We start from the raw sequence: 19,534 nt of genomic DNA, 5'->3' as shown, positions 1-19,534 counted from the left end.
TACGTGGATGGCCGGGACAAGCCCGGCCATGACGCCGTAGAAACGCTTGCGCTCCTCCTTCGAATTCTTACGACTTGAAGACGCTGTTCGCCGCATCGCGCGAAGCGCGCTTTTTGGTGGCGGCTTCTTCCAGTCTTGCGATTTCGGTCTTCAGCAGGGTGACGCGCTCGGTCAGTTCCTCGACCGACAACAGTGAGAGATCCTGCCCGATCTCGTGGGTGACCTTCTTGCGCGGGCGGTCGTCGTCTTCCGTCGGCATCGTCGTTCCTCCTGCGTTCGCGCCACCTGCGGCTGGGGCGGTTGCCAGCCCGGACTGCGCTGGCTAATCAAAGGCCTCGTCCCCTCTCGCACCTTTGCTCAAGGACACATCATGGACAAGCTGCCCGCGCAAATGACCGTGGTCGCCATCTCCAAGCCCGGCGGACCGGAGGTCCTGGTGCCGGAACAACGCACCGTTCCGCAGCCCGGTCCCGACGAGATCCTGGTCAAGGTGCAGGCCGCCGGCGTGAACCGGCCCGACATCGCCCAGCGGTCCGGCGCCTATCCGCCGCCGCCCGGCGCCAGCGACCTGCCCGGCCTTGAGATTGCGGGCGAAGTGGTTGCCGTCGGCAGCAACGCCAAGCGGCACAAGATCGGCGACAAGGTGATGTCGCTAGTCGCCGGCGGCGGCTATGCGCAGTACTGCATCGCGCAGGACGCCCAGGCGATGAGCGTGCCGCCGGCGCTGTCGATCAAGGAAGCCGGCGCGTTGCCGGAAACCCTGATGACGGTCTGGCACAATGTGTTCGAGCGCGGCGGGCTCAAGGCCGGCGAGACGCTGCTGATCCATGGCGGCTCCTCCGGCATCGGCACCATGGCAATCCAGCTTGCGAAAGCGTTCGGCGCAAAGGTGTTCGTCACCGTGGGATCACAGGACAAGATCGATGCCTGCCTCAAGCTGGGTGCCGACCGCGCCATCAACTACAAGAACGAGGACTTCGTCGCCGTGGTCAAGGAAGCGACCGACAAGGCCGGCGTAAACCTGATCCTCGACATGGTCGCCGGCGACTACGTCGACCGCAACTACGATGCCGCCGCCGTCGATGGCCGCATCGTGCAGATCGCAACCCTCAACGGGCCCAAGGTCAGCGTCAACATCGCCAAGGTGATGGTGAAGCGGTTGACCCATACCGGCTCGACCTTGCGTCCCCGTAGTAATGCGGACAAGGCGGCGATGGTGGCTGCGATTGAAGCGAAAGTGATGCCGCTGCTGCGCGAAGGCCGGGTCAAACCGCTGATGGACAGCTCTTTCCCGCTGGAAAAGGCATCCGACGCACATCGGCGCATGGAGACCTCGGCACATATTGGCAAAATTGTGTTGGAGCTCTAGGCCTCTGGCCCACTGGGCAGGGCGGAAACCCTTTGATTTTCCTCGCTTTCGTGGCATCTATCGCGACGCGCCGAACCATCTCGTTCTGTTCGGAAATCGCCTTGCACTGAGCCTTGCACTGAAGAGTTTGCGTCGAACGCGGAGAACTCACCTTGCGTCTAATCAGGTGCCTCGCGCCCATCGCGCTGGGCCTCATGATTCTTGTCGCCGCGTCCCCTGCACGCGCGCTTGACGCTGTCAGCGTCCGCGGCGACGCGCCCGCCATCGACCTCACCGGCGTGCTCGAGCATCAGCGCAGCGACGCCGACCGCATCCAGGTCTCGACCGCGCCCGGCACCGACGGCATCGTCCGCCGTATCGAGGTGCGCGCCCGCGAGGGCGGCCAGAACTGGGTGGTGTTCGCGCTCGCCAACAACACCGACGACCAGCTCGACCGCCTGATCGTCGCCCCGCATTACCGCATCGTGTCCTCGGGGCTGTTATGGCCCGACCTCGGGCTGTCACGCATCGCGACCATCACGCCCTCGACCGGCGACCGGCCGGAGCGGCAGGAAAGCCCGACCGCCGACGTCTTCCGCATCACGCTCGATCCCGGCGCCGTCATCACCTTCGTCGCGGAACTGCGCACCGACAAGCTGCCGCAGCTCTATCTGTGGGAACCGGAAGCCTACAAGGACAAAGTCAATTCGTTCACGCTGTACCAGGGCATCGTGATCGGCATTTCCGGGCTCCTGGCGCTCGTGCTCACGATTCTGTTCGTGGTGAAGGGCAGCATCATGTTCCCGGCCGCCGCAGCACTGGCCTGGGCGGTGCTGGTGTATATCGGCGTCGATTTCGGCTTCTGGGGCAAGGTGCTCGACATGTCGAACAACGCCGAGCGCATCTGGCGCGCGGCGGGCGAAGCGATCCTGGCGGCGACGCTGCTGGTGTTCCTGTTCGCCTATCTCAACCTCAGTCGATGGCATGTGCGCTATTCCCACATCACGGTGGGCTGGCTCGCCTTTCTGGGCTCACTGGTGGCGCTCGCCCTGTTCGACCCGGCCGTCGCCTCCGGCATCGCGCGCATCTCGCTGGTGCTGATCGCCTTCGCCGGCTTCGCGCTGATCGTCTATCTCTCGACCCACGGCTTCGACCGCGCGGTGCTGCTGATCCCGACCTGGTTCCTCCTCGTGGTCTGGGTGGTCGCGGCCGGTATGACCGTTGCCGGTTCCGTCACCAACGACATCGTCGGCCCGGCACTGCTCGGCGGCCTCGTGCTGATCGTGATGCTGATCGGCTTCACGGTGATGCAGCACGCCTTCGCCGGCGGCGGCGCCACCACCGGCGTGGTCTCCGACATCGAGCGACGGGCGCTGGCGCTGGCCGGCTCCGGCGATCTGATCTGGGACTGGGACGTTTCCGCCGACAAGGTGTTCACCAGCCCCGAGACCGAAGCCCTGCTCGGCCTCAAGCGTGGCACGCTGGAAGGCCCGGCGGCCTCCTGGCTCGAGGTGCTGCATCCGCTCGACCAGGATCGTTTCCGCGCCGCGCTGGACAGCGTGCTCGACCAGCGCCGCGGCCGCCTCGTGCAGGATTTCCGCCTGCGCACGCCCGACGGCCACTTCATGTGGTTCGCGCTGAAGGCGCGCCCGGTGGTCGGCTCGGACGGCGAAGTCTCACGCGTGGTCGGCACGCTCACCGACGTCACTGAGCTCCGCAACGCCGAGGAACGCCTGCTGCACGATTCCGTGCATGACAATTTGACCGGCCTGCCCAACCGCAAGCTGTTCATGGACCGGCTCGGAGCAGTCGCGCATTTCGCCAAGACCATGCCGACGCTGCGGCCGACCCTGATGGTGATCGACCTCGACCGCTTCAAGCAGGTCAACGATTCCGTCGGCATCGCGGTCGGCGATTCCATCCTGCTGACGCTGGCCCGCCGCCTCACCCGCATCCTGAAGCCGCAGGACACGCTGGCGCGGCTCGCCGGCGACCAGTTCGGCCTGATCCTGCTGTCGGAGCAGGATCCCGCCCGCATCACCGCTTTTGCCGAAACCATCCGCAAGACCATCCGCGCGCCGATCGCGTTCAACGAGCGCGAAATCTTCCTGACCGCCTCGATCGGGCTGGCCCTTTCCGATCCGCAAGTTCAGCTGACGGACGAGATCATCAAGGACGCCGAGCTTGCGATGTACCATTCCAAGCGCATCGGCGGCGACCGCATCGACGTCTACAAGCCCGCCATGCGCGCGCGAAAGACCGATCGCCTGACGCTGGAGAGCGAGCTGCGCCGCGCCATCGAGCGGCAGGAGCTGACGATCCTGTACCAGCCGATCGTCCGGCTGGAGGACCGTTCGGTCGCCGGCTTCGAGGCGCTGGTGCGCTGGGATCACCCGAAACTCGGGCGCATGGCGCCGTCGGAATTCATCACCATTGCCGAAGAGACCGGCCTGATCGTCGATCTCGGCATGTTCGTGCTCGACCAGACCGCAAAGCAGCTCTCGATCTGGCAGCGCGCGATGCGCTCGCGCGAGCCGATCTTCGCCAGCGTCAACGTCTCCTCGCGGCAGCTTTTGCGCCATGACCTCATCCACGACATCCGCACCGTGCTGTCGCGCTCCTCGGTGGCGCGCGGCACGCTGAAGCTGGAGCTGACGGAATCGCTGGTGATGGAGAATCCGGAGCACGCGGCGCAAATGCTGACGCGGATCCGCGAGCTCGGAACTGGATTATCGCTCGACGATTTCGGCACCGGCCATTCGTCGCTGGCCTATCTCCAGCGCTTCCCGTTCGACACCATCAAGATCGACCAGTCGTTCGTCCGCACCACCAATCGCGGCACGCGGCCGGTGATCCTGAAGTCGATCATCGCGCTCGCGCATGATCTCGGCATGGACGTGGTGGCGGAAGGCGCCGAGACCGATTCCGACGCGGTCGAGCTGTATCAATTGGGCTGCGAATACGCGCAGGGCTTCGCCTTCGGCGAGCCGATGGACGCCGACGCGGCGATGCGGCTGTTGACCGAAGTGCGGCTCGAAGCGGCGAGCTAGTCGCTCTTGGCCGTTGGCCTGCGCCGGTCACTCTTCTGCTTCGTGAACCGCACGGTCTGGCCGTCCGGCATCCGGGTGGCCTTGAAGCCCGCGGCGATACAGGCTTCGCGGTGCGGCATCTTGATATCCGGGCTGCGCGAGGTGTCCCACCAGGAGGCGCGATTCGCCGCACGCGGCAGGGCCGCGCCGATGATCTCCTCGATCTCCTCAAAGCTCAGCACGAACTCCGTCTGCTTCTGCCGCAGCAGGTAATCGCGTAGCGCGTCGTAATCGTTCACCGCCGTCCTCTATCCCCTTGTCCGCGGTCTGACCTGCTCAAAAGCGATACCGGCGGAAACCAATCCTTAACTGATTGCAGCAGCGCCGTCGCGGCTTAAACACTACGCAAGATTTCGGGCGCATCCACTAGGTTCGGGAGCAAAGGATGCTGTCTGCATGGCGCGACGCCACGGCCCGCCGGCCCTGGCGCATTTCGGCGAAGCTGCTGATCATCTCGTCCGTCGTGACGGTGATCGGCTTTTCCGCCATTTGCGTCAACGTCATGCTCGACATGCGCCGCGGCGAGGAGGCGCTGGCCCGCCAGACGCTGAAAAACCTGGCCACGTCGATCGACGCCGACATCAGCCGCAACATCGATATCTACGACCTGTCCCTCAAGGCGGTCGCCAGCAACATGCTGCTGCCCGAGATCAACACGGTCTCCAAGCCGATCCGCCAGCTCATCCTGTTCGACCACGCCACCACCGCAAAGCATTTCGGCGCCATCCAGGTGTTCGATGCGGACGGCAATCTGACCATCGATGCCTCGACGCTCGACCCGGTGCCCGACAACCGCGGCACTGAGGACTATTTCTCGGTCCATCGCGACAATCCCAACGTCGGCCTGTTCATCAGCCGCCCGATGCTGTTTCGTAGCGCCTATTCGATCGTGCTGAGCCGGCGTCTCAGCGATACCGACGGCGGCTTCATGGGTGTCGTCGCGGGCTCGATCCGCTTCACCTATTTCCACGAATTGTTCGAGCGGCTGAGCCTCGACCCCGAGGACACCATCACCGTGCTCAAGCGCGACCGCACCATCATGATGCGGCGGCCGTTCGATCTCGACATCATCGGCAGGAACCTGAACGACAGCCAGCGCTGGAAGGCCGACAATCTCCGCGTCGGCGGCTCGTTTGCCGGACAGGGCCCGGTCGATCCGACCGCGCGGCTCTATGTGCGCAGCAGCGACACCGGCCCGCTGTTCGTGGTGGCGGGCAAGCCGCTGAGCGCGGTGTTCGCGCTGTGGCAGAAGGAAGCGCTTCGGATCGGCGGCGTGGTTCTGGTGCTCGCTTTGTTCGTGCTGGGCTCGGCGATCGTGCTCGCCCGCGAGATCGGCCGGCGGGCGGATGCCGAAAGCAAGCTCGAGGAGATGGCGACGACCGACGCGCTCACGGGCCTGCGCAACCGCCGCAAGTTCGACCATGTCATCGACATCGAATGGCGCCGCGCCATGCGCCAGAAGACGCAGGTGGCGCTGCTGATGATCGATGCCGATCACTTCAAGGCCTACAACGACACCTTCGGCCACCAGGCCGGCGACCAGGTGCTGGTCGGCATCGCCATCTGCATCTCCGATTCGGTGCGCCGCCCCGGCGACTGCGCCGCGCGCTATGGCGGCGAGGAATTCGCCGTGCTGCTGCCGAACACCTCGGCCACCGACGCCTTCAAGGTCGCCGAGACCATCCGGGCCAAGGTGCTGGGCTGGTCCGACGGCGGGGCGGGATCGACCGTCTCCTGCGGCATCGCCAGCCTCGCGCCGACAAGCGGCATGGACTCGGCCATCCTGGTCGCCGCCGCCGACAAGGCGCTCTATGCGGCAAAGGCCGGCGGGCGGAATCAGTCGGTGGTGGCGAGCCTGCCGAAGCTGTCGCTGGTGGCTTGAGGGCCTACTGCCCCAGATACTTCTTCATCTCCGCGATCAGCCCCTCGCGCAATTCCGGCCGCTTCAGCGCGTAGGCGATGTTGGCGCGGAGGAAGCCGGGCTTGGAGCCGCAATCATGGCGTTCGCCCTCGAACTCGACGCCGTAGAATTTTTGCGACTTGGCGAGGCCGATCATGGCGTCGGTTAGCTGGATCTCGCCGCCGGCACCGCGCTCCTGGGTCTCGAGGATCTTGAAGATCTCGGGCTGGAGAATGTAGCGGCCGGTGATCGAGAGGTTGGAGGGCGCGGTGCCCTTGGCCGGCTTCTCGACCATGCCGTCGACCTCGAACATCTTGCCGGTGCGTTTCCCGACGCCGCAGATGCCGTATTGATGGGTGAGATGGTCGGGCACCGCCTCGACCGCTATGACGTTGGATTTTTCGCCGAGCTTGCTTGCCGTCTCGATCATCTGCTTCAGGCAGCCGGGCGTGTTGAGCACGAGCTCGTCGGGCAGCACCACCGCGAACGGCTCGTTGCCGACGATGTCGCGCGCGCACCAGACCGCGTGACCGAGACCGAGCGGCGCCTGCTGGCGGGTGAAGCTGACGGCGCCGGCTTCCGGCTGGTTCTGCGCCAGGATCTCCTGCTCGGCCTTCTTGCCGCGCGCAGCGAGCGTCGCATCGAGCTCGAACATCTTGTCGAAATGATCTTCGATGACATTTTTGTTGCGGCCGGTGACGAAGATGAAGTGCTCGATGCCGGCTTCCCTCGCCTCGTCATAGACGTACTGGATCAGCGGCTTGTCGACGATGGTGAGCATTTCCTTCGGCATCGCCTTGGTGGCGGGCAAAACGCGGGTGCCGAGGCCGGCGACGGGGAACACAGCTTTGCGGATTTTCATGTGATTGATCGAATACCTTGAGGCACACGTGAAAGAAGCAATGGTATCTTGCTAGCCGTTTTGCAGCCGGTAACAAAGGCGGATGTAGGGCTCCCGCTCAATGAATTCGAGAAAAAGGTGACCGGCAAAATTTCACCTTTGTTAAGATATTGGCAACCGTAACGAGGCCTCCTGATGGCTGATTTTTGGCCGGACGGGTGAGACATGAGGCAATTGGTGACAGCGGTAACTCTATCTTTGACCGGCGCGACGATGCTCGCGGCCGCGCTCCTGTTCCCCATGTCCGCGCAGGCGCAAGGGCAACAAGCACAACAAGGGCAAAACGGCCTGTCGAACCTGTTCAGCGGTATTTTCTCCGGCCCGAATCCGGCGCCCTCGCAAGCCGCGCCCGGCCCCGGCGGTGCCCAAACGGGAGCTCAGCCTTGGAGCGGCGAGGACGGCGCCTCCGGCCATCCGCTGATGACGGCTGCCGCGATCCGCGAGGCGGCCGGCAATTTCGACAATTGCGTTGCCGGGATGTGGCCTGATGCCGCACGCCGCAACATCACGCAGGAGAATTTTCAGCGCTTCACCGCAGGGCTTTCGCCCGATCTGCGCATCATGGACCTGATGGACTCGCAGCCCGAATTCAGCAAATCGATCTGGGACTATCTCGACATCCTCGTGAACGATAACCGCCTCGCCAAGGGCAAGGAAGTCCTCGCCAAGTACAAGGCGCAGTTCGACGCGACCGAGAAGGCCTACGGCGTCGACCGCTATATCATCGCCGCGATCTGGGGCATCGAGTCTAATTATTCGACCCAGATGGGCGACCGCAGCGTGCTGCAATCGACCGCGACGCTCGCCTGCGTCGGCCGCCGCCAGGCCTACTTCAAGGACGAATTCCTCTCCGCGCTGGAGATCCTCAACCGCGGCGATTTGCGCCCGGAGCAGATGCGCGGCTCCTGGGCCGGCGCCTTCGGCCCGACCCAGTTCATGCCGACCGCGTTCAAGCGCTTTGCCGTGGACGGCGACGGTGACGGACGGCGCGACGTCGTCGACAACGCGAGCGACCTGATCGCCTCCACCGCCAACAATCTGAAGAAGGACGGCTGGCAGAGCGGCCAGACCTGGGGCTTTGAGGTCTTGGTGCCCGAGGGCTTCAACTACATGCTGGCCGATCGCGCCAAGGCGATGACGATCGCGCAATGGGAAAAGCTCGGGCTCAAGCGCGCGACCAACCAGCCCTTCCCGCATCCGGCGGAAAAGGCCTACCTGCTGGCGCCGGCCGGCGCGCAGGGGCCCGGCTTCCTGATGCTGCAGAATTTCCGGGTCATCATGAAGTACAATCCGGCCGAGGCCTATGCGATGGCGATCGGCCATTTCGCCGACCGGCTGCGCGGCGGCCAGCCCTTCGTGCAGCCTTGGCCGCGGCAGGAGCGGGAATTGTCGAGGGGCGAGCGGCTGGAACTCCAGCAATTGCTGGTCCAACGCGGCTTCTACAAGGGCACCCCGGACGGCCAGTTCGGCGGCCAGACCCGGGACGCGCTGCGCAACTTCCAGGCCTCGATCGGGGCGCCCGCCGACGGGTTTGCCTCCTCCGACGTGCTGGACCGACTGCGCGGGCGGTAAAATCGCGCCGAAAGTAACCCTGAAGCGGGATTTTGGCCGATCTCCGTTATTGCCCCAAAGAATCTGCAAGAGAATTTGCCCGTTTGGCGCCCGATTCCGTTATTATATCGAGACACATCCAGACCCTGTTGCGCGCGCCCGAGATCGCATGTCGAAGCCAAAATCTTTCTTCAAGGCGCTGACCGAGACCGGCCCGTTGATCGCGCTGGGGACGGCGCTTGCGATCATGGTCGGGGTCGCGGCACCGGCTTCGGCGCAGTTCTTCAACTTCCCCGGCTTCGGTGGCCCGCCGCAGCGCCAGGCCCCGCCGCGCAGTGGGGGCGGTTGGTTCGGCGGCGATTTCTTCCAACCGTTCCAGCAGCAGCAACAGCAGGCCCCGCGCCAGGATTTTTCGCGGGCGCCTTCGCCCGCCAAGCGCGACACGATCCCCGACAAGAACGTGCTGGTGATCGGCGACGCCATGGCCGACTGGCTCGCCTACGGCCTGGAAGACGCCTACACCGAGCAGCCCGACATGGGCGTGATCCGCAAGCACAAGACGACGTCCGGCCTGATCAAATACCAGCCGAAGGGTGAGCCCTCGGATTGGACGGCTGCTGCGAAGGGAATCCTCGAGACCGAAAAGCCCGAAATCATCGTCGTCATGCTCGGCCTCAACGACCGCATCTCGATCCGCGAGCCTGTCGCAGACAAATCCGACAAGGCGACCGACAAGGACAAGAAGAACGACAAGGGCGCAAAGGCCAAGCCGCCGGCCAAGCCCGGCGACGCCAAGCCCGACACCGCCGCCAAGCCTGACGACAAGCCAGTGGACACCGACCTGCCGCAGGACGATGCCGACAACGCCGATGCGCCGGCCGCCGCGCCCGAAAAGACCGCGCGCAATCCGAACGGCCTCTACGAATTCCGCGACGACCACTGGGTCGAGCTCTACGGCAAGAAGATCGAGGAGCTCGCCAACGTCCTCAAGGCCAAGGGCGTGCCGGTGCTCTGGGTTGGCCTGCCCGCGATCCGTGGACCGAAGGGCACCGCGGACATGCTGTTCCTGGATTCGCTCTATCGCGAGGGCGCGGCCAAGGCCGGCATCACCTATGTCGACGTCTGGGACGGCTTTGTCGACGAAGCCGGTCGCTTCCTGCAGAAGGGCCCGGATTTCGAAGGCCAGATCCGCCAGCTGCGCAGCGGTGACGGCGTCTACTTCACCAAGCCGGGCGCGCGAAAGCTCGCCCATTATGTCGAACGCGAGATCACGCGCCTGCTGGCGGGACGCTCCGGCCCGATCGCGCTGCCGAGTGAGCCGGGGACGCCGGACACCAGCGCCGAGCCCGGCAAGCCCGCGCCGCGGCCGCTCGCAGGCCCGATCGTGCCGCTGGTCGCGGCCTCGATCTCGACCGATCAATTGCTGGGTGGACCGGGCACGCGCCCCGCCGCCGTCGATGCACTCGCTGCGAAGACGTTGGTGAAGGGCGAGCCGCTGGCAGCGCCCGCAGGTCGCGCCGACGATTATGCCTGGCCGCGCCGCGAAGTTGGTCGCGAGCAGGCCAAGGGCGATACGCCGATGGCGGCGACGACGCCTGAGGGTGGTGCTTCGGCTCCCGGCACGCCGGGCGCTGCCGCTGCAATCGCACCGCCCAAGCTCGCACCGAAGAAGCCGGCGCCGCAGCAGCAGCCGGCTCAGGCGACGCCGTCAATTCGCGATTTCTTCGGCTTCGGCGCGCCGCAGCCACCGCCGCGGCAATTCGCGCCGGCCCCGCGCAATCCGAATCCCAATCCCGCGATCCCGCGTCCGCCCGGTAACGTCGGGCGTTCGGCGGAAGTGTTTCGCTAGTCGCTGTCATTCCGGCACGCTGCTTGGCGCGAACCCGGAATCCATCGTGCCACAATCAATGTCGATACATGGATTCCGGGCTCGCGCCCAAAGGCGCGCCCCGGAATGCCGGCTCAGCCGTAATAGCGCCAGCGTGGCGGCGGGCGACGGGCGGGACGCGACATCAGCAGCGCGAGCGCGAAGCCGATGCCGCCGGCGACGAGCAGCGCGCCGAGCGGGTTGTCGTGCACCTTCTGCGCGATCGCCTGCGAGCCATCGCGGAACGTGTCCTGGCCTGCTTCATAGGCCTCCTTGGCGTAGTTCGCGGCGGTGTCCGTAGCATCGCGCGCCGCATCTTTCGCCTGACCGTACAGGTTCTGCACGGTGCCGGCGGCCTCGCGCGCCTTCCCTGAAGCCTGGGTCTTCGCGTCTCCGGCCATCTCGCCCACAGTGCCTTCCACGCCGCCCGCCATTTCCTTGGCTGATCCGATAATCCGATCCGCGTCCATGATAATCCTCCTCGGTGATCAGCCGGAGTAACCGATCAGAAGCAACGCGGTTCCGTTGCATGCCTAGAGAATGAGCCCGCCATCGACGACCAGTGTCTGGCCGATAATGTACGACGACAATGGCGACGCCAGGAACAGCGCCGCCCCTGCCATGTCGGCCGGCGTGCCCAATCGCCGCAGCGGAATGCGCGCCAGCGCGCCTTCGAGCCGCTTGGGATTGTCGGTCGTCACCTTCGTCATCTTGGTGTCGACGAGACCGGGCGCGATGCCGTTGACGCGGATGCCGTCCTCGGCCCAGGCCTCGCCCAGCGTCCGCGTCAATCCGACCGCGCCGGTCTTCGACGCGTTGTAGGCGGGATTGCCCATGGTGGAATGATAGGCCGCTGTCGACGACACCATGATCAGCGCGCCCTTCGCATCCCGCAACATGGAATGAAATCGCGTCGCGCACGCCATCAGGCTCATCAGGTTGACCTCGACGACCGTGCGAAAGCCCGCCATCTCGAACTCGCCGCGGCGATAGATCACCGCACCTTGCGCGAGCACCAGAATATCGAGCCGGTCGAACGACGGCTTGAACGCTTCGATCGCGCTCGCATTGCTGACGTCGAGCTGCGCGTAAGCAAGACCGGTGAGATCGGAGCCTTCCTCCGCCGAATATTCCGTGGGCCGAGCACGTGTGCCGCACACCGCAACATGCGCGCCCCTTGCGCGAAAAGCTTGCGCAATGCCGTTGCCGATTCCGCTTGAACCGCCGACGACAAGAACCTGCTTGCCTGAGAAATCGAGCTCGTTCGCCATCGCGGCCTCCCCTTTTGTTTTGCTCGTTTGACCTGTCTGCGGATCGATGCAAGCCTTGTCGATCTCGGAACAAGAAACAAGAGCCCAACGCCGGCGCCGTGATCCCGGTTGACGGCGGGTTGATGGCGCGGAACGCGTAAGAGCCATGCACGCCCGGCGTTGACATCAACCGGCCTCGGAGTAGCTTTTTCATCGACAGAGCGGGCCAACCGCTCGCGGTTCGCGGGAGAGACGCCATGACGATCGCCATCCGGCAGCTTCAGAAGCATTTTGTCGGCGAGGTTTCCGGCCTCGACCTGCGACAGCCTCTCACACCGGATGAGGCCCGCGAGGTCGAGGCCGCCATGGACAAATACGCGGTGCTGGTCTTCCACGACCAGGACATCAACGACGAGCAGCAGATGGCCTTCGCGCTCAACTTCGGTCAACGCGAGGATGCACGCGGCGGCACGGTGACGAAGGAAAAAGACTACCGGCTGCAATCCGGCCTCAACGACGTCTCCAATCTCGGCAAGGACGGCAAGCCGCTGGCAAAAGACAGCCGCGCGCACCTGTTCAATCTCGGCAACTGCCTGTGGCATTCCGACAGCTCGTTCCGCCCGATCCCGGCCAAATTCTCGCTGCTGTCGGCGCGCGTGGTGAACCCGAAGGGCGGCAACACCGAATTCGCCGACATGCGCGCGGCCTATGACGCGCTCGACGACGAAACCAAGGCCGAGATCGACGATCTCGTCTGCGAGCACTCGCTGATGTACTCGCGCGGATCGCTCGGCTTCACCGAATACACCGACGACGAGAAAGCGATGTTCAAGCCCGTGCTGCAGCGGCTGGTGCGGACCCATCCCGTGCATCGCCGCAAGTCGCTGTATCTCTCATCGCATGCCGGCAAGATCGTCAGCATGAGCGTGCCGGAGGGACGGCTGTTGCTGCGCGATCTCAACGAGCACGCGACGCAAGCAGAATTCGTCTACGTCCACAAATGGAAGCTGCATGATCTCGTGATGTGGGACAACCGCCAGACTATGCACCGCGTCCGCCGTTACGACCAGTCGCAGCCGCGCGACATGCGCCGCGCGACGGTGGCCGGGACCGAGCCGACGGTGCAGCAGCAGGCGGCGGAGTAGGCGCGCGTCAACAACTGCTGTCATCGCCCGGCTTGACCGGGCGATCCAGTACTCCGAGACGGTTGCGAGAATCGATAGGCCGCGGCGTGCTGGATGCCCCGCCTTCGCGGGGCATCCAGCGGAGAATGAGGCTACGCGTGCCCGGCCTCGTTCGACAGCATGCCGGGATCGATGCCGATCTTGCGCAAGGCGCGGCCGTATTTCTCGTCGACGTCGTCGCCGAAGATCAGATCCGCATCCGCGTCGCAGTGCAGCCAGCCATTGCTCTGAATCTCGGTCTCGAGCTGGCCCGGCGCCCAGCCAGCGTAGCCGAGCGCGAGGATGGCGTGCTTGGGGCCGGAGCCATTGGCGATCGCGCGCAGGATGTCGACGGTCGCGGTGAGGCAGACGCCGTCATCGATCCGCAGCGTCGCGTGCTCGATGTAGAAGTCGCTGGAATGCAGCACGAAGCCGCGGCCGGTGTCGACCGGGCCGCCGGCCAGCACCTTCATGCTTTCGGCATTTTGCGGCAGCTTGATGTGCTCGCCCTTCTTGACGATGCCGAGCTGCTCCAGCAGCTCCGGGAAATCGATGCTGCCGGCCGGATGATTGACGATGATGCCCATCGCGCCCTCGGCCGAATGCGCACAAAGGTAAATCACCGAGCGCTCGAAGCGGGAGTCGCCCATGACAGGCATCGCGATCAGGAGCCGGCCGTCGAGATAGCCGGCCGAATTGGGGGGCGCAGGGCCCGCGCCGCGGGTGCTTTCGCCCGTCCTCTTGCCTGTGGGAGCCATGGATAAAGCACTCCGGGTTCAATTCCTATCCTGATGTCGGGCCGACCTGCTGTCAAATCAAGGCTTGCAGAGACCTGAATCAAGTGCATCCATCACAAGCAATTCAATGGTTTGCCCCGGAACGACCCTGTAAAGACGTGCCATGCTGACAAGAGTTCCCCTGCATGCGGCGATTGGCGTCGCGACAACCTTGCTTGCGTCGTCGCTGGCGATGGGTGCCCATGCCGGCGATGCTTCACCGTGGCAGCGCGACGGCCATTCCGCGGTGCGGTTGCTCGCGGGATCGCGCAGCGGCGCGGTCCTGCTCGGCGGTATCGCTTTCCAGCTCCAGCCCGGCTGGAAGACCTATTGGCGCATGCCGGGCGATTCCGGCGTGCCGCCGCGGTTCGACTTCTCCAAGTCGGACAATGTCGAAACGGTGACCGTGATGTGGCCGGCGCCGCTGAAGTTCGACGACGGTGCGGGCGGCCATTCGATCGGCTATCACGACCAGATCGTGCTGCCCTTGCGCATCGTCGCCAAGGCCGCCGACAAGCCGGTGACGCTGCGCGCCGAGATCAACTACGCGGTCTGCGAAAAGCTCTGCATTCCCGTCGAGGCCAATGTCGAGCTCGGCTTCAACAACGTCGCCTCGACCGAGGATGCCAATCTGCGCGCGGCGCTCGACACCGTGCCGAAGCCTGCCACGATCGGCGATGCCAATCCGCTGACCATCCGCGACGTCAAGCGCGACGGTCCCAAGAACGTGGTGGTCGACGTCGTTGCGCCTGAGAACAGCAACGTCAATCTGTTCGTGGAAGGGCCGACGCCCGAGTGGTCGTTGCCCATTCCTGATCCGGTCGCGCACAGCCCGCCCGGCGTGAAGCGATTTTCCTTCGAGCTCGACGGCTTGCCACCGGGCGCCAAGCCCGACGGTGCAGCTCTGAAGTTCACGCTGGTGGGGGCGGAGAAATCCTACGAGTTCAATACGAAGTTGGAGTGAGTCTGAGCTGTCGTCCCGGATCTGCGCTCCGCGCCGGACAACGCTACGCGTTGCCAGGAGCTACACTTGTCGAGGACATCGAGGATGGGACGCACACCCAACCGAATCTTAACGAATCCTTGCTAATCCCCGGGACCACCGCATCAAGCCTGCCGGAGCATGCGGGACGCCCGGGGATCTCGACGTGGCCGTGATGGATGCAGAACCCGCAACGACCAGACCGGCCGGGCTGATCGCGCGGCTGCGCGCCAGGCTGACGGGCGGCTCGAGCGAAGCGTCGCTGACGCGGCGGCTGGCCGGCACCATCTTCATCATACGCGTCATCAGCGCGGGCCTCGCCTATTTCTCGCAGATCCTGCTCGCACGCTGGATGGGGACCTCCGACTACGGCATCTATGTCTATGTCTGGACCTGGGTGCTGCTGCTCGGCAGCATGATGGATTTCGGCATCTCGGCTTCCGCGCAAAAGATCATTCCCGAATATCGCGCCAGCGGTGACCATGCGCTATTGCGCGGCTTTCTCTCCGGCAGTCGCTGGCTCACCTTCGCCGTCTCCACGCTGGTCTCGCTCGGCCTTGCCGGAATTGTCAAACTGCTGTCGCCCTGGATCGATCCGGCCGAGGAGCTGCCGCTCTATATCGGTTGCATGACGCTGCCCGCTTTCGTCGTCGCCAACACCCAGGACGGCATCGCGCGCTCGCACGACTGGATGCAGCTTGGGTTGATGCCGCAATTCATCATCCGCCAGGCGCTGATCATCGGCATCACGGCCTGCGCCTTCCTGCTCGGCTATCATCTCGGCGCGATCGCCGCGATGGTGGCGAGCGCCGGCGCTGTGTGGATCGCGATGACCGGGCAGATGGTGGTGCTGAACCGCGCGCTCGCCGATCACGTCGCGCCCGGCCCCAAGGCCTATGACATCAGCGGCTGGCTCGCGGTCTCGCTGCCGATCCTGCTGGTCGAAAGCTTCTACCTGCTCTTGTCCTACACCGACGTGCTGGTGCTGCAGCAGTTCCGCCCGTCCGACGAGGTCGGCGTCTACTTTGCCGTGGTGAAGACGCTGGCGCTGGTGTCCTTTATCCACTACGCGATGTCGGCAACGACGGCGCATCGCTTCGCCGAATACAATGCGCTCGGCGACAAGGCGCGGCTGTCGGCCTATGTCGCACACGCCATCAACTGGACGTTCTGGCCGTCGCTGGCGGCGACCGCCGTGCTGCTGGCGCTGGGCAAGCCGCTGCTCTGGCTGTTCGGGCCGCAATTCGTGGTCGGCTACGACATCATGTTCGTCGCCGCGATCGGCCTCGTGGTGCGCGCCGCGATCGGCCCGGTTGAGCGCCTGCTCAACATGCTCGGGCAGCAGAAGATCTGCGCGCTGGCCTACGCGCTGGCCTTCGCAATGAATGTCGTGCTCTGCATTGCGCTGGTGCCGCGCTTCGGCGGCCACGGCGCCGCGGCCGCGACGTCGATCTCGCTCACCTTCGAGACCGTGCTGCTGTTCTGGATCGTGCGGCAGCGCCTGGGGCTGCACGTGCTGGCGTTTGGTAAATAGGTACGACGCGCTCGTCCTGGGCCGCCCCCTCGGGGAATGGCTGTTTCGCAACGACCCCAAGGACAGCGCGAAACACCTGCCGATTTCCAGCTCGGAGCACAATTTTTCTTATTCCACCCAAGCAGTTGCGCCCTGGGGGAAATTTATTCTACGTCGTATTGCCCAACTGACGAGATAAATCTAGATTCCCCCAGACCATGATTGACCCGCTTTACGTCGCCTCGGGATTCGGCGTCGGCCTGCTTGTCGGGCTGACCGGCGTGGGAGGCGGCTCGTTGATGACGCCGCTGCTGATCCTGCTGTTCGGCATCCACCCGACCACCGCCGTCGGCACCGACCTGCTCTATGCCGCCGCCACCAAGACCGGCGGCAGCGTGGTGCATGGCTGGTCGCGCAGCGTGCACTGGCCGGCCGTGCTGCGGCTTGCCTGTGGCAGCATCCCGGCGAGCGCATTAACGCTGCTGGTGCTGTGGAAGCTCGATCTCAGGGGCGATGCCGAGCGCAATCTCGTCAATCTGGTGCTGTGCTTTGCGCTGATCCTGACCGCGACATCGCTGATCTTCCGCAAGTCGATCATGGAGCGGTATCGCCGGCGCACGGAGCAGGTCAGCGAGCGCACCACCCTGATTGCGACCGTCGTGACCGGGGTCGTGCTCGGCGTACTGGTCTCGATTTCGTCCGTCGGTGCCGGTGCGGTCGGCGTGACCGTGCTGCTGCTGCTCTACCCGCGCCTGCCGATGGCAACCATCATCGGCTCCGACATCGCGCACGCGGTGCCGCTGACGCTGGTGGCCGGCATCGGACACTGGATGCTCGGTTCGGTCGACTGGGCCTTGATGGGCGTGCTGCTGCTGGGCTCGCTGCCCGGCATCATTCTCGGCAGCTACAGCGCGACGCGCGTGCCGGAGACGGTGTTGCGTGTGGCGCTCGCCAGCGTCCTCGTCGTGGTCGCCGGCAAGATCATGTTCGCGGAGCTGAACCTGCAATCGGCGATCGTGACGGCTTTGGCCTGGAGCCATTGAGGCCAACGCGACGAACGAAAGAACACCATTCCATTCTCGCTGTCATCGCCCGGCCTTATGCGCAATTGCGCATCAGGACCGGGCGATCCAGTACTCCGAGATGGCCGTGATCAAATCGATAGGCCGCGGCGTACTGGATGCCCCGCCTTCGCGGAGCATGACAGTGCGCCGCCTTACTCCGCGGTCCAACCGCCGTCGATCGAGAGGTTCGTGCCGGTGATCTGCGCGGCATCATCGCTGCACAGGAACAGCGCCAAAGCGGCGACCTGCTCCGACGTCACGAACTCCTTGGTCGGTTGCGCGTCGAGCAGCACGTCGTTGATGACCTGCTCGCGGGTGAGGTTGCGGGCCTTCATCGTATCCGGGATCTGCTTCTCCACCAGCGGCGTCCAGACATAGCCGGGGCTGATGCAGTTGCAGGTGATCTTGTTGGTCGCGACTTCCAGCGCCACGGTCTTGGTCAGGCCGGCGATGCCGTGCTTGGCCGACACATAGGCCGACTTGAAGGGCGAGGCGACCAGCGAGTGCGCCGACGCAGTGTTGATGATACGGCCCCAGCCCTTCTTCTTCATGCCGGGGACCGCGGCGCGAATGGCGTGGAAGGCCGAGGACAGGTTGATCGCGATGATCTGGTCCCACTTCTCCGGCGGGAATTCCTCGATCGGCGAGACGAACTGGATGCCGGCATTGTTGACGAGGATGTCGACCGAGCCGAAAGACTTCTCGCCGAGCGCGATCATCCCGGCGATCTCGGCCGGCTTGGTCATGTCGGCGGGCGAATAGACCGCCTTCACGCCGAAATCGGACTCGATCTTGGAGCGCTCCTTCTCGATGTCCTCCGGCGAGCCGAACCCGTTGATAACGACATTGGCGCCGGCAGCCGCAAAGGCGCGCGCATAGGCGAGCCCGATGCCGCTGGTCGAACCGGTCACGACGGCGTTTTTGCCTGACAGAGTACCCATATTATTCGCTCCTTTTTGGCGGGGGCGCGGTGACGTCCCCCGTGAGATCGTAGGTCACCATGGTCTCGCCGGACTGCGGCTTCTCGAGCCAGTCCTTGTGGCGCATCGACAGATGCACGTCGCGCACGCCGCTTTCCCAATGCTCGACCATCGCGACATGCGAGAAGTCATAGTCCTTGGACGAGGATTCGTAGTTCTTGCTGCGATAGATCAGGTGCACCACGGTGACGGTGCTTTCGCGCGAGACCTTCGCGAGGAACTCGACGGACGGATCGTTCTTCAGATAGTCCGGCAATTTGCCGATCAGGTCGCGCACGGCCCGGCGGGCGTTGTGGATCTGCTTGTTCTTGTCGGTGTTCATCCGCGTTCGGCTGGAGAAACGGATGTCCTTCTCGCGCTCGGTGGCCTCGATCAGCGAATTCGGCAGATCGCCGCGCGCGCTGAACAGGTCGACCTGGAAGATCAGCATGTCGCGATCGACCTCGGCATCGAGCACGAAGTCGAGCGGCGTGTTGGAGGCGATGCCGCCGTCCCAATAATGCTCGCCCTCGATCACGACCGACGGAAAGCCCGGCGGCAGCGCGCCGGAGGCCATGATGTGCTCGGGGCCGATTTTCTTGCCGAGCTTCTTGAACTCGTAATTGTCGAAATATTTGAAGTTGCCGGAGCTGACTCCGACGGCCCCGACCGACAGGCGGGTCTTCAGGTCGTTGATGCGGTCGAAATCGACCAGCCGCTCCAGCGTCTTCTTCAGCGGCGCGGTGTCGTAATAGCTTTCGGCCTGCGGGCTGCCCGGCGGCCAGAGCGGTGCTGGCGGGATGCGCGGTGTGAAGAAGCCGGGCACGCCGAAGGTGGCGATCAGCGCGGCGCTGGTCGAATTGAACAGTTCGCGGCTGTGGTCGCTCTTGCCGATCGGCTTCCACGGCACCGGCGCGGAAACCATCTCCCAGAATTCCTTGAGCCGCTTGACGCGGGTGTGGCCCTCATTGCCGGCGATGATGGCGGCATTGACCGCGCCGATCGAGATGCCGGCAACCCATTCGGGCTCAAAATCGAAATGGCACAGCGCCTGATAGGCGCCGGCCTGATAGGAGCCGAGCGCGCCGCCGCCCTGAAGAACCAGGACACGTTGCGCCTTCGCGGGGACTGTTGCGACTTCCGGGCTATGATCTGTCATTCGGGAACATTA

At 64.7% G+C, this 19,534-nt stretch carries 17 protein-coding genes; 9 read left to right on the top strand and 8 right to left on the bottom strand.

Annotated elements, in window-relative coordinates; all coding sequences use genetic code 11:
• Window positions 1-67 precede the first annotated feature (67 nt).
• Window positions 68-259: a DUF1192 domain-containing protein gene (locus ABIC09_RS34815; RefSeq protein ID WP_148756366.1), complete on the bottom strand. Its 192-nt coding sequence runs from the start codon at window positions 257-259 to the stop codon at window positions 68-70.
• A gap of 111 nt (window positions 260-370) precedes the next feature.
• Between ABIC09_RS34815 and ABIC09_RS34810 the strand changes: the two genes are divergently transcribed.
• The gene (locus ABIC09_RS34810) at window positions 371-1,369 is read left to right on the top strand and encodes an NAD(P)H-quinone oxidoreductase (RefSeq protein ID WP_148756367.1); all 999 of its coding nucleotides are present in this window, start codon (window positions 371-373) and stop codon (window positions 1,367-1,369) included.
• A 152-nt stretch (window positions 1,370-1,521) separates the two neighbouring features.
• Window positions 1,522-4,398, top strand: a complete 2,877-nt coding sequence (locus ABIC09_RS34805) for an EAL domain-containing protein (RefSeq protein WP_354112081.1) — start codon at window positions 1,522-1,524, stop codon at window positions 4,396-4,398.
• Here the strand turns inward: ABIC09_RS34805 and ABIC09_RS34800 are convergent.
• Complete coding sequence (locus ABIC09_RS34800) at window positions 4,395-4,676, bottom strand: DUF7662 domain-containing protein (RefSeq protein ID WP_354112080.1); 282 nt, start codon at window positions 4,674-4,676, stop codon at window positions 4,395-4,397. The two genes, ABIC09_RS34805 and ABIC09_RS34800, sit on opposite strands and share 4 nt — an antisense overlap.
• Before the next feature lie 146 nt (window positions 4,677-4,822).
• On the opposite strand from ABIC09_RS34800, the gene ABIC09_RS34795 reads away from it, so the two are divergent.
• The gene (locus tag ABIC09_RS34795) at window positions 4,823-6,319 is read left to right on the top strand and encodes a GGDEF domain-containing protein (protein WP_354032387.1); all 1,497 of its coding nucleotides are present in this window, start codon (window positions 4,823-4,825) and stop codon (window positions 6,317-6,319) included.
• 4 nt (window positions 6,320-6,323) lie between these two features.
• Here ABIC09_RS34795 and galU read toward each other — a convergent pair whose 3' ends face one another.
• On the bottom strand, window positions 6,324-7,199 hold the full coding sequence (galU, locus tag ABIC09_RS34790; RefSeq protein ID WP_148756370.1) for a UTP--glucose-1-phosphate uridylyltransferase GalU: 876 nt from the start codon (window positions 7,197-7,199) through the stop codon (window positions 6,324-6,326).
• A gap of 252 nt (window positions 7,200-7,451) precedes the next feature.
• On the opposite strand from galU, the gene ABIC09_RS34785 reads away from it, so the two are divergent.
• Both ABIC09_RS34785 and ABIC09_RS34780 read left to right on the top strand, forming a co-directional pair.
• Window positions 7,452-8,810: a lytic murein transglycosylase gene (locus tag ABIC09_RS34785; RefSeq protein ID WP_502917732.1), complete on the top strand. Its 1,359-nt coding sequence runs from the start codon at window positions 7,452-7,454 to the stop codon at window positions 8,808-8,810.
• Between the two features lie 148 nt (window positions 8,811-8,958).
• Window positions 8,959-10,638, top strand: coding sequence for an SGNH/GDSL hydrolase family protein (locus ABIC09_RS34780; protein WP_354032389.1), 1,680 nt, complete (start codon window positions 8,959-8,961; stop codon window positions 10,636-10,638).
• Window positions 10,639-10,751: 113 nt separating this feature from the next.
• Here ABIC09_RS34780 and ABIC09_RS34775 read toward each other — a convergent pair whose 3' ends face one another.
• Together ABIC09_RS34775 and ABIC09_RS34770 are read right to left on the bottom strand one after the other, a co-directional pair.
• Complete coding sequence (locus tag ABIC09_RS34775) at window positions 10,752-11,126, bottom strand: CsbD family protein (RefSeq protein WP_354032390.1); 375 nt, start codon at window positions 11,124-11,126, stop codon at window positions 10,752-10,754.
• 63 nt (window positions 11,127-11,189) lie between these two features.
• Window positions 11,190-11,927 (bottom strand): SDR family NAD(P)-dependent oxidoreductase, encoded by a 738-nt coding sequence (locus ABIC09_RS34770; RefSeq protein WP_354112078.1) that lies wholly within the window; start codon window positions 11,925-11,927, stop codon window positions 11,190-11,192.
• 236 nt (window positions 11,928-12,163) lie between these two features.
• On the opposite strand from ABIC09_RS34770, the gene ABIC09_RS34765 reads away from it, so the two are divergent.
• Window positions 12,164-13,051, top strand: coding sequence for a TauD/TfdA dioxygenase family protein (locus ABIC09_RS34765; protein WP_354112077.1), 888 nt, complete (start codon window positions 12,164-12,166; stop codon window positions 13,049-13,051).
• Window positions 13,052-13,182: 131 nt separating this feature from the next.
• On the opposite strand, the gene ABIC09_RS34760 is transcribed toward ABIC09_RS34765, so the two are convergent.
• Complete coding sequence (locus ABIC09_RS34760) at window positions 13,183-13,827, bottom strand: YqgE/AlgH family protein (protein WP_148755234.1); 645 nt, start codon at window positions 13,825-13,827, stop codon at window positions 13,183-13,185.
• 142 nt (window positions 13,828-13,969) lie between these two features.
• Here ABIC09_RS34760 and ABIC09_RS34755 point away from each other — a divergent pair, with 142 nt between their 5' ends.
• From ABIC09_RS34755 to ABIC09_RS34745, 3 genes are all read left to right on the top strand, one after another.
• Entirely contained in the window at window positions 13,970-14,809 is an 840-nt protein-coding gene (locus tag ABIC09_RS34755) for a protein-disulfide reductase DsbD domain-containing protein (RefSeq protein WP_354085579.1), read from the top strand.
• A gap of 184 nt (window positions 14,810-14,993) precedes the next feature.
• The gene (locus ABIC09_RS34750) at window positions 14,994-16,361 is read left to right on the top strand and encodes an oligosaccharide flippase family protein (protein ID WP_502916392.1); all 1,368 of its coding nucleotides are present in this window, start codon (window positions 14,994-14,996) and stop codon (window positions 16,359-16,361) included.
• 197 nt (window positions 16,362-16,558) lie between these two features.
• Window positions 16,559-17,383: a sulfite exporter TauE/SafE family protein gene (locus ABIC09_RS34745; RefSeq protein ID WP_148755237.1), complete on the top strand. Its 825-nt coding sequence runs from the start codon at window positions 16,559-16,561 to the stop codon at window positions 17,381-17,383.
• A gap of 173 nt (window positions 17,384-17,556) precedes the next feature.
• Here ABIC09_RS34745 and ABIC09_RS34740 read toward each other — a convergent pair whose 3' ends face one another.
• Complete coding sequence (locus ABIC09_RS34740; protein WP_148755238.1) at window positions 17,557-18,345, bottom strand: 3-hydroxybutyrate dehydrogenase; 789 nt, start codon at window positions 18,343-18,345, stop codon at window positions 17,557-17,559.
• A 1-nt stretch (window position 18,346) separates the two neighbouring features.
• Window positions 18,347-19,522 carry a DUF3734 domain-containing protein gene (locus ABIC09_RS34735; protein ID WP_148755239.1) on the bottom strand — a complete coding sequence of 392 codons (1,176 nt, stop codon included), beginning with the start codon at window positions 19,520-19,522 and terminating at the stop codon, window positions 18,347-18,349.
• Window positions 19,523-19,534 lie beyond the last annotated feature (12 nt).

Source organism: Bradyrhizobium sp. S3.12.5, assembly GCF_040548225.1.
Classification (GTDB): Bacteria; Pseudomonadota; Alphaproteobacteria; order Rhizobiales; family Xanthobacteraceae; genus Bradyrhizobium; species Bradyrhizobium cytisi.
The sequence above is the reverse complement of the archived record's forward strand: the minus strand, read 5'-3'. Positions and strand labels throughout refer to the sequence as shown.

Coding starts and splice junctions, on each gene's coding strand:
- ABIC09_RS34745 (WP_148755237.1), top strand. CDS start 16,559: ATGATTGACCCGCTTTACGTCGCCTCGGGATTCGGCGTCGGCCTGCTT.
- ABIC09_RS34765 (WP_354112077.1), top strand. CDS start 12,164: ATGACGATCGCCATCCGGCAGCTTCAGAAGCATTTTGTCGGCGAGGTT.
- ABIC09_RS34770 (WP_354112078.1), bottom strand. CDS start 11,927: ATGGCGAACGAGCTCGATTTCTCAGGCAAGCAGGTTCTTGTCGTCGGC.
- ABIC09_RS34760 (WP_148755234.1), bottom strand. CDS start 13,827: ATGGCTCCCACAGGCAAGAGGACGGGCGAAAGCACCCGCGGCGCGGGC.
- ABIC09_RS34735 (WP_148755239.1), bottom strand. CDS start 19,522: ATGACAGATCATAGCCCGGAAGTCGCAACAGTCCCCGCGAAGGCGCAA.
- ABIC09_RS34775 (WP_354032390.1), bottom strand. CDS start 11,126: ATGGACGCGGATCGGATTATCGGATCAGCCAAGGAAATGGCGGGCGGC.
- ABIC09_RS34815 (WP_148756366.1), bottom strand. CDS start 259: ATGCCGACGGAAGACGACGACCGCCCGCGCAAGAAGGTCACCCACGAG.
- ABIC09_RS34740 (WP_148755238.1), bottom strand. CDS start 18,345: ATGGGTACTCTGTCAGGCAAAAACGCCGTCGTGACCGGTTCGACCAGC.
- ABIC09_RS34795 (WP_354032387.1), top strand. CDS start 4,823: ATGCTGTCTGCATGGCGCGACGCCACGGCCCGCCGGCCCTGGCGCATT.
- ABIC09_RS34810 (WP_148756367.1), top strand. CDS start 371: ATGGACAAGCTGCCCGCGCAAATGACCGTGGTCGCCATCTCCAAGCCC.
- galU (WP_148756370.1), bottom strand. CDS start 7,199: ATGAAAATCCGCAAAGCTGTGTTCCCCGTCGCCGGCCTCGGCACCCGC.
- ABIC09_RS34755 (WP_354085579.1), top strand. CDS start 13,970: ATGCTGACAAGAGTTCCCCTGCATGCGGCGATTGGCGTCGCGACAACC.
- ABIC09_RS34785 (WP_502917732.1), top strand. CDS start 7,452: ATGCTCGCGGCCGCGCTCCTGTTCCCCATGTCCGCGCAGGCGCAAGGG.
- ABIC09_RS34780 (WP_354032389.1), top strand. CDS start 8,959: ATGTCGAAGCCAAAATCTTTCTTCAAGGCGCTGACCGAGACCGGCCCG.